Source organism: Brevibacillus formosus, from assembly GCF_003013405.1.
GTDB classification, from domain to species: Bacteria; Bacillota; Bacilli; order Brevibacillales; family Brevibacillaceae; genus Brevibacillus; species Brevibacillus formosus.
Window position 1 is genome coordinate 114,966 of sequence record NZ_PXZL01000003.1, and the last position, 10,968, is coordinate 125,933.

Genomic DNA, 10,968 nt, shown 5'->3' on the forward strand with positions numbered 1-10,968 from the left:
CAGTTCCCCATAAACTAAAAAAGGTGATCAATTGTGAACGCAATCTTAGACCTAGACATTACCCCCCTTCATCATGAATCGAGAAATTGCAAAGAGGACACCATCGTTACAGTCGCTTCTTGGTGGAAGCGTGACTATGAACTTATGTTTTTAGAATCGTGGGGGTTTACATTCGACTTATCACAATGGAAAAATTCAGGGAAGCTATACCAGAGCATTACGTCAGGCATTGGAGACATGCTGACTTTGTTGAAGCAAGTTCATGGCATCGAAATCATTGTTATGGGGAATAAGTCCTTGCAGGATACAGTCGCTATTGTGGAAAGCGAGCTGAAAGAATCTAGGCCGGTTGCCTTTGATTTGGATTCCTATTATTGTCAGTGGAGTCATGGTTACCAGAAATACCATTCCATTCATACGGGTTTAATCGTAGGGGTGGATCCGGAGAATCATTGCTATACGCTAGTAGATTGCTTTTATGAAAAGAAAAATGTAACGATTCCGATTGAACATTGTTTTAAGCATGAATACAGAGGGATTGCGTTATTCCGAAAACTTCCAAATGCTATCGAAGGCGTTGAATGGAAACAACTCATCATACAAGCATTGAGCCGGACACTCTTTCAGAATCAGGAAACGAATTCATTTGATATGATGAGAAGTTTTGCCGAAGTTTTGGAGTACTTGCCTACTGTCGAGGACGAGTTTAACGGATCAAAAGAGGTATGGATGTCTCCCTTGTTAACCGTATTGTACTCGATCAGTAACGGCAGAAAACATTTTTCAACCGCATTGCAGTATGTGAAAACAAAGTACCAGGTAGATGACTTAGCTCCATTGATCAATGATCTAGCATATGCTGCTGCACAGTGGAGCACTATCTTATCGATGATTACCAAAGCATATTATCAATCGAGTGACAGCCAATTAATACAGCGAGCTGCTAGTAAAATACGAATGGTAGCAGAACTGGAAGAAACGATTGCCGTAAAGCTACGATCCATTTGTGAAGAAAGACCACAGAATAATCAGGTAGATGAAAAAGCAGAGCATGGGAGAACGGCTACTGAGCACAGAAAGATGAAATACATGGATATCTCGGATTATTGCAATAATAAAGGGTTCAGTCAGTTGGTTTCCCCTGCTTGTAGAGCAGATTTGACTCTGATGGGCGAGTATTTTTTGATCGATCAACCGCCGGATCAGACGATATGGGACGTAGAAGGGATGAAATTTTCTCTTTCTGCGTTTGGCGAGAATATAAACGATAATATCTCTTGTGCTGGGCAAGACATGAAGGTTCCTGAAGGCTATTATTCGAGCATTATGCTCTTAGGATGTTCAGAGTGCGGAAGTTACGCGGAGAGAATTGAGATCTTGTATGAAGACAACGAAGTTAGCTACATTCCAATCCAATTTACCGATTGGTATTTGGAGCCGATATTCGGTGAAACAACAGCATGGGTAGGAAAAGGCGCGCAACGTAAAGGGGGAGAGGTCAAAATTCTGGAGTTCCCCGTGAGGCTGTTGGTACAAAAATACGAACTGAATCAGCGAAAAAAAATATTGCGTATAAAGTTGCCCGATTGTCCAAATATACATATCTTTGCCATGACCATGATGGCAGAGGAATAAGCATGCCCGGAAAAGCTGCTGCTTAGATATGAAACCAAGAGAAAAGGAGGGTAACCATGAATGAGGACACACGAACAGGGTTAGAGGTCGCCATCATTGGAATGTCGGGTGCTTTTCCGGGGGCCAAAGACCTTGAGCAGTTTTTTCAAAACGTCAAGAATGGCGTAGAGAGTATCTCTTTTTTTTCAAATAAAGAATTAGAAGAGGCCGGAGTTCTAGCAGAAGTGTACAAAAGGAAGGACTTCGTGAAAGCAAAAGGATATCTTGACGAGAGTGATTATTTCGATCATAACTTTTTCGGATATACGCCAAATGAAGCGCAATATATGGACCCACAGACCCGATTGTTGCATGAGCATACATGGAAAGCACTCGAAGATGCGGGCTATCCTCCAGGAGTGACAAATGACTCCATTGGTGTATATGTGGGGGGGCGTCCCCACTTTCGTTGGGAGGCGCTATCGATATCGGCAGGCTCTCACAACGGAGCCGAGGAGTTTGAAATCGCCCACTTGAATGACAAAGATTTAATGAGCACAAGAGTATCCTATAAACTGCATTTGACCGGACCCAGCTATACCTTGTTTACTGCGTGTTCCACGTCATTGGTTGCTGTTCACGTAGCTTGTCAAGGGGTGGTCAGTGGTGAATGCGACCTCGCAGTAGCAGGCGGAGTATCCATCACTACCCCCAGCAAATATGGATATATCTATCAGGATGGGATGATTTTGTCATCAGACGGTCATTGTCGAGCTTTTGATGCCAACTCCACGGGAACAGTAGTGGGCAATGGAATCGGATTGGTGATTTTAAAGCGCTTGGAAGATGCCTTGCGCGATAAGGACCATATTTATGCGGTCATTAAAGGGACTGCAATCAATAACGATGGCAATCGCAAAGTCGGATACACCGCTCCAAGCGTAGACGGACAAGTAGAAGTCATTCGGGCTGCTCATCGTGTGGCCGCCGTGGACCCGACCACGATCAGTTACATCGAGGCACACGGAACCGGGACAGCGTTAGGTGATCCGATTGAAGTCAAAGCACTGACCAAAGCTTTTCAAACGGGCAGAAAAAATTACTGTGGGCTTGGCTCAGTCAAAACGAATATCGGTCACCTCGACAGCGCAGCCGGGATTGCCGGGTTGATCAAGACAGTATTGGCGATCGACAAAAAGTGTTTGCTGCCTACCTTGCACTTTTCCAAGCCGAATCAAAATCTTGAGCTGGAAAATACCCCTTTTTATCTGGTAGACCAAGCAACAGAATGGGTTAATTCAACGGGACCTCTACGAGCGGGTGTCAGTTCTTTTGGAGTGGGTGGAACGAATGCGCACGTTGTGTTGGAAGAAGCACCATCCCCGCGGAGCGTTCAGCCAGAAGCGGACCAGAGCAAGCTTTTGGTATTCTCCGCAAAGACAGTAGAAGAGCTGGATCACGCGATTGATGACTTTGTCAAATATGCTAAAGGAAATCCAGGTGCAGACCTTTCCGCCATCGCGTATACCTTGCAAATGGGACGGGCGCATTTTTCCTATCGCCGGCATGTGGCTTGCGCAACTATTCAAGATGCATGCGTTGCACTGCGCTCGAAAAGTATGCAAGCCATTGGCACGGAAACGAAGAAGGCAGTCCCGCAAACATATTTTGTATTTTCCGAAATAGATCCCAAAAGAGCAGCTACTCTTTATCAAGCGGGTTTACGTAACACGTATTGCCATGAAGATTTTGAAGCACTCTTGCTTCAAACATGCGAGATACTGGGAATCACAAAAACGACTTTGTTCGATGTGAAAAGTCAGGCTCAACACGAGCAGATTCTGCCCTTTCTCTTCCAACTGGCATTATCCAAATGGTTGAGCCGAATCGGAGTACAACCTACAGTTGTTATGGGAGTGGGAATCGGAGAGTATGTCGCAAGTTGTCTCGCCGATGTTTTCTCGCTAGAAGATGCATTGATGTTGGTAGAAAAAAGAGGGCAGCTCCTGGATGAACTGAGGGGGAACGAAGACGATCTGTTTTTGCTGGAGGCACTCCAGGCGGAGCTGTTTGAAGCATTTCACTTTACACACCTCTCTCAGCCTTCCATACCTGTGATGTCTTACGATACGGGGAAAACGATTTCCCACGAAGTGATCCTGCCAGACTACTGGGTGAACCGTTTAGGAGAGAGCGTTAACCGACAAGGCTCACTTGTAGCATGGCAGGAAACGGGCGCCAAAGCCCAAAAGCTTCTTTTTGGGACAGATGGCGCAGCAATCGAAAACGAAAGCCAGTCTACTTCTCTTTCTCTTTTGCAAGGAAATTCCGGGTTCGAGCATCAGCTTCTTGAATCGATTGGTCACTTATGGTCAAATGGCTGCGCAATAAAATGGGAAGAGATGAACAAGCATCAAAGAAAATCTCGCATTTCTCTGCCGACCTATCCTTTTACGCGGAAAAAATATGGGGTAGAAGCCCAGCAACTCAGAAAACTGACAAATCTGTTGAAGGACCAAGACGATAGCGAGATTGTCAAGAAGAAACCCGAAGATTGGCTGTACATTCCATCGTGGACACGTTCAGATGACAAGGAGACAGCAAAGGAGCTCCCTCCTTGTTTATTTGTTGTTTTCGCTACACAAGATCCCGAAGTAATCGATTGGATCGAACAAATTAAAAATTCAGGCCATACAGTCGTCTGTATCGAAATGGGAGAAGTATTTACACACCATGGGGGAGAGACCTATACAGTAAACCCTGATAGTCAAGACGATCTGGTCAAACTCATAAAGAAGCTGCCTATTCCAGACGACAGGCCTCTGAAGATAGTTCATTTCTGGTGCTTCCAGCATGAGGCTGAGGCTCCCAATCGACAATGGGAAGCGCAAGAATGGAATCGGTTAGGCTACCACACGTTATTGAACCTAGCCCGAGCAATTGGACAGCTTCAGCTACAGCAAACAATTGCCATCGACATCGTGGCTAGCGAAGTTTTTGAAGTCATCGGAGATGAGACTGTCGTACCAGCTAAGGCTACACTGTTAGGTCCAGTTCGCGTCATCCCCAAAGAATATGATCATATCGTTTGCAGGTTGATCGATGCCGACCGCCGCAAAAATCAGCATGTAATCCGAATGTTACTGCAGCAGGTGGACAATCAAGAGGGCGTAAATGATCTGATTGCTATTCGACATGCGTACATCTGGGAGCCTGCGTACAAGCAAATTCATCTGTCGACATCTGTTACTACGACGACTTCTCAACGGCTCAAGCAGGGTGGAGTCTATGTTATTACCGGGGGCCTGGGAGCAATTGGACTACATGTAGCAAAATTTTTGGCCCAAAAATATCAAGCGACGCTGATTTTGATCAACCGTTCGCATTTTTTGCCTGAAACAGAGTGGGATAACTGGCATGAACTTCATGGAGAAGAGGACCCTGTAAGCAAAAAAATTTCAATCCTGCGGGAGCTGAAGGCTTCGGCCAAGAAAGTCCACCTGTATCAAGCAGACATAACGGATGAAAGTCAAATCTCGCAGATTCTTAACGACATTCTGGAGAAAAACAAGGCGATCAACGGTATTATCCATATAGCTGGTGTTCCCGATGGAGCTGTCATTCAGAGAAGAACCAGAGAGATGTGTGAATCCGTGTTTGCGACAAAGGTTTATGGAACCGCGGTCTTGCAAAAAGTGATTGAACAGTTGACACTGCCTATCGACTTCCTTTTGCTCTTTTCCTCATTGAGCTCGGTACTTGCTCCGACAGCACAGGTCGCGTACAGTGCAGCTAATGCCTTTCTGGATGCTTTTTCCAGGGCGAATACTAAAAAGGGTTTCTTCACACAAACAATTAATTGGGATACGTGGGAAGATACCGGAATGGCGAGCCTTTCATCATCATTTCGTCCAGACAGCTCTGTGCTTCCTGGAATTTCGTATAAGGAGATGGAGCACCCATTCTTCCAGTATTTCGTGAAAGAAAATACGGGGCGTACGACTTTCGTTTCTCATTTTCAGACGAACAAAGACTGGGTTTTGGATGAACATCGGGTAGGAGACAAAGCCGTGCTCCCAGGGACTTGTTATGTGGAAATGGCATGCGCCGCCTATGAAGCTTTGAACCCCAACTTAGAAACTGCCATGCACATCCAAGATGTGTTTTTTTTGACGCCACTTGTATTGCAAGACGGCGCCGATATTTATGTCCGAACCGTATTGGTACGAGAAAATAACGGTTATCAGTTTACGATCGAAAGTGATTCGGGCACACAAAACGCTAGCTGGATCACACATGCACGCGGTCATATTGGCGTAGGGCGCATCCATCCACGTGATTATCAACTCACGGCCATCAGCGATGCCTGCGATCAAAACAATTATGGCAAAAACGATTACAATAACCTGCGGGAAAGTAAATTGACGTACGGGCCACGCTGGAACAGCTATTGCTGGGGGAAATTCACTTCACAGCAAGGACTGTCTCTTATCGAGCTGCCACAAGAGTTTGTGGGGGATGTAGTTTCGTATCATTTCCATCCGGCTATCATCGACGTTGCTTTGGTTCATATGGATCATGCCAAAACGAGCGACGGCGAATACGTACCGTTTTCGTTCAAAAGCATCATAATCCACGGAAAAGTTCCGGAAAAAGTGTACAGTCATATTCGTAGCCAGTCAGGGACTCAGCCGACCAACAAAATCGTGGAGTTTGATCTGACGATTATGGATGAACAGGGGAGGGGCATCATTGAAATAGAGGGCTACCAGGTGGCAGCAGTCAGCTCGGATCATCAGACAGACAGCCTGGGCCTGCCGATGGTTAAGACAGTCCCTGACCGCTCGGAAGAAGAAGCGCTATCTAATTCGGTCACGTCGTTGACTCCAGAAGAAGGACTCATGCTTTTTCATACTGCACTCGCTACTGAGTATCACCAACTCATCGTATCAACAGTAGATTTGCCGAAACGCCTCGAAGCATACAAACAGGAGAAAGTCACCCCATTTGATCAAAGCAGCAGCTTGTCTTCTGCGTTCGACAAGACTGTTGCCAACAAACTGAGCCTATCGCTAGAAGAAGTGGAAGGGATCATCACAAGTATTTGGCAGGCTGTGTTGGGCCATGAACATATTTCCGGTGACGCTGACTTTTTTGAGCTTGGGGGAGACTCGCTAAAAGTATTGACGGTTGCCGAGCGACTGTACCAAGCAAGCAACATAAAAATCCCGATCACGGTATTTTTTCATTCAACCACAGTGGAAAAGCTGGCGCGATACATTATGGATACGTATCATATCGCACAGGAATATACGGGGATCAAGAAAACTGCTCCGCAAGCATACTATCCTTTGTCTTCTGCGCAAAAACGGCTGTTTTTCCAGCAGCAGGTTCAACCAGATAACATCGCTTACAACATTCCGGAAATTACCTACATGGAAGGAGATTTTGATCTTGGCAAATTGCAATACGCCTTTGAGCAGGTCATTCAGAGGCACGCCATCTTACGGACAGGCTTTGACGTCATAGATGGCGAAATTGTACAGATCATTGCAGACAAGGTTGAATTACAAGTGGAGTACGTAGTTATGGCGGAAGGGGAATTACAACAGGCGGTTGAACAATTTATGCAGCCTTTTGACTTGCGGAACCCTCCTTTAATGCGTGTAAAAGTGATCCGGTACGAAACACAAAAATATGTATGGCTATTTGATATCCACCATATTGTCGCGGATAATATCTCCGTTTCGATTTTGCAGAACGAGTTGATCCAGTTCTATAATGGTCAGTCCGAGGAGCTGCAAGCCGTCACGTTGAATTATGTCGATTTTGTTGCGTGGCAAAATGAAATGATTAGACGAGGGGAATATGACAAACAAACAGAGTACTGGCTCCAGCAATTATCTGGTAAAGTGCAGGAGGCATTGCTTCCAACCGATTTTCCACGACCGTCTGTACTAAGCTATCGCGGCGATATTTATTCGTTCTATATGGAAGAAGAGTTAACTGCGAAGCTGAAAGAGGGCATGAAGCGAAACACGACAACTTTGTTTATGAACATGCTGGCTATCTTCAACGTATTACTGCAGAAATATACAGGACAAGAAGAGATGATTATGGGAGCGAGCCTCGCCGGAAGAAATCACGTTGATCTGGCACAAATGGTTGGCATGTTTGCCAATGTGCTGCCTTTCTATTCTCGGCTTGAGACAAGCGCCAGCTTTCAGGATTATCTGGTGGAAGTAAAAGAGAAAAGCCTGCAACTCTTTGAGAATCAGGATGTACAGTTTGAAATTTTGGTGGAAAAATTGGGGCTGACTCATCAGTTAAGTACCCATCCATTGTTCACCGTCATGCTCGTGCTGCCAGATTTCAAGCCAGCCGAAATTACGATGAATCAAGTCCGACTCAAGCGTTATCCTTTCCGTAATCCTTCTTCGAAATTCGATTTGACCCTTTGGGTGTACGATTATGAGCATAGAATAGAATTGCGTATGGAATATTCAACAGATTTGTTTACCCGAAAAACGATAAAAACAATGACCGGCCATTTTCTGGACATTGCCAAGCAAGTGGTCGAGAATCCGGACATGTTGGTAAAAGACATCATACTGGATGCAGGTCTTGTGAAAGCAAGGGCAGAGGTACTGCTGCAAGATGGAAACGATTTCGTTTTCTAAGCAATCGAAAGCATAGGGGTGGTAGCGTATGGGAGGTAATTTCTATACGAACGTGTCATATTTAAATGACGTATATAAAAAAGAGTATGAGTATTGGCAGGAAAAGATGGCAGGCACGGTAGAGAAGAGCTGCTTTTTTGACGGCAACAAAGACGCTCAAGGGCCAGAGTCTCGTATGGAATCGATAGACTATTCCCTCCCAGGTGATTATGCCAATCGACTGGTAAAAATAAGCAACCATTCCGATGCTAGATTGCATGTATTGCTGCTGGCGTATACAGCCATATTGCTGATGAAGCATACGGGACAAACAGATATTGTGTTGGGCACAAGCATCTACCGACAACAAGCGGAGGAGGAATTTATCAATACTATACTTCCGATTCGGATAACGGTCACCAATGAAATGAGTCTGGTTGAAGTGATCAGCCAAGTCAAACAAATCGTTTCAGAAGCGATCGAACATCAAAACTATCCAATCGAGTTAATCCTGAAAAACGGCAATCAAGATTTGGACTTTCTGGACGTCTCCGTTATTTTAGAAAACATTCAAGATCCGCAATATCTCGCCAGGGCGTCTTCCAATCTTGTCCTGGTGTTTGACAGGAAGCTGGAAGAACTCAGCGCTCGCATTCATTACAATGCCTCGCTCTACCATAAAGAGATGGTCGAGGTTTTGATGGAGCACTTATTAGTTTTGTTAGAAAATTCTATTAATAACCCGAAAGCACCTCTGAAAGAGCTCACCATCCTCACAAAGAGAGATTGGGAGATACTCACGCAGATCAATGAGACGGCTGCCGATTTTCCGGAAAAGGCGACCATCCCGTCTCTTTTTGAGGAATGTGTCAGAACCTATCCGAACCATACAGCAGTTGTTTTTGAAAAAGAGCAGTTGTCTTATGAACAATTGAATCAAAAAGCGAATCAATTGGCCCATTATTTACGGGAGCGAGGAGTAACCACGGAATCGATCGTTGCTCTTCTCATGCCGCCTTCTTTAGAAATGCTCATAGGTATCTTAGCCATAGGAAAAGCGGGGGGCGCTTACTTGCCGATCGACCCGGACCTTCCAGCACACAGAATGGAATATATGTTAAAAGACAGCCAGGCTGCACATATCCTTACACAAACATCACAGGAGCTCGTCAGCCATTTTAGCGGTGAAGTGATGTTTGTTGACGATAACAAGCTGCTTCTTTATCCCGATACCAATCTTGAGCCCGTTCATGATCCGAATCATCTGGCCTACATTATTTATACTTCCGGAACAACAGGTAACCCCAAAGGAGTCATGGTTGAGCACAGAAATGTGGTTCGTTTGTTTTTCCATGAAAATAACAGGTTTGATTTTACCTGTCACGATACTTGGGTGCTGTTTCACTCGTTCGGTTTCGATTTTTCTGTTTGGGAGATTTTCGGGGCATTGCTTCATGGAGGCAAGTTGGTGGTGCTCCCCCATTTGCAAAAAAGAGATTACCGGCAATTGGTACAGCGATTAAGAGAAGAAAAGGTAACGATTTGGAACCAGACTCCCTCTTCCTTTTACCAGTTTATCGAGGAAGAGCTGAAAACGCCTGACAAAGGACTCTGCTTGCGGTATGTCATTTTTGGCGGGGAGGCTCTGCTGCCTGCGAAGCTTGCTGCCTGGTATGACAAATATCCCGAAACCAAACTGATCAATATGTACGGCATTACGGAAACGACCGTCCATACGACCTATAAAGAAGTGACCTCACAACAGATTCAAGAGAATAAAAAGCTGATCGGCGTCCCTTTTTCTACTGTCCAATTGTATGTATGTAACCGACAAGGCGAAACGGTGCCAATCGGAGTCGTCGGGGAAATGTGGATTGGCGGCGAAGGGGTCGCTCGTGGCTATTTAAACAAACCTGAATTGACGAAGGAACGGTTTCAGCTTCGCCAGATTGGAGACCGGATGGAACGCCTCTATTGCTCCGGCGATTTGGGCAGGTATTTGCCCAATGGGGAAGTAGAATACATCGGGCGCCGTGACAAACAGGTAAAAATCCGAGGATTTCGGATCGAACTGGATGAAGTGCGTTCTCATCTTTTAACCATGGAGGCTATTCAAGAGGCAGTGGTGATGGCGCGGGAAATCGAAGAAGATACCAAAATTCTTTGTGCCTATGTGGTAATGAAAGAGAAGAAGGAAGACCGCTTCGATCCGGTGGAAATCAGGCAATATCTGCAAACGCGGGTCGCCGATTATATGATTCCGTCCTTCATCCTTCAGCTCGAAAGCATACCATTAACGATTAATGGAAAAGTGGATAATACCCAACTCCGCCAAATGGAATTCAAGCAGAGCGGAAAGCATGAATTCGTTCAACCGAACACAGATATGGAAAAAAAGATAGCCGAGGTGTGGAGCAAGGTTCTCAGAACGGATCCAATCGGCATTCATTCTACGATCTTTGATTTAGGTGGAACTTCTTTTGATGTGATTAAAATCAGCAAGGAATTGACTGAGCAGTTAGGACAAGAGATATCAGTCGTTACGCTGTTCACTTACCCCACTGTCAGCATGCTAGCAAAGGTATTGGAAGCTGAGGTCACGGTCCAGAAGTTGCAAGTCGACGCCCGACTCGATTCTATCGAAGAAGGGAAAAGAACGAGATTGCAAAAATTACGTCTGTTAAAAAAGTAGGGA

The 10,968-nt window shown here is 45.3% G+C and carries 3 protein-coding genes; all 3 read left to right on the top strand.

The annotated features are described in order from the left end of the window. Nucleotides 1–33 precede the first annotated feature (33 nt). The 3 genes from C7R91_RS04315 to C7R91_RS04325 are packed head-to-tail and all read left to right on the top strand — an operon-like array spanning nt 34 to nt 10,965. On the top strand, nt 34–1,635 hold the full coding sequence (locus tag C7R91_RS04315) for a beta-sandwich domain-containing protein (RefSeq protein ID WP_047067161.1): 1,602 nt from the start codon (nt 34–36) through the stop codon (nt 1,633–1,635). A 56-nt stretch (nt 1,636–1,691) separates the two neighbouring features. Then, nucleotides 1,692–8,294, top strand: coding sequence for a type I polyketide synthase (locus C7R91_RS04320; RefSeq protein ID WP_047067162.1), 6,603 nt, complete (start codon nt 1,692–1,694; stop codon nt 8,292–8,294). A 28-nt stretch (nt 8,295–8,322) separates the two neighbouring features. Next, complete coding sequence (locus C7R91_RS04325; RefSeq protein ID WP_052773355.1) at nt 8,323–10,965, top strand: non-ribosomal peptide synthetase; 2,643 nt, start codon at nt 8,323–8,325, stop codon at nt 10,963–10,965. The last annotated feature ends 3 nt before the right edge of the window (nt 10,966–10,968 follow it).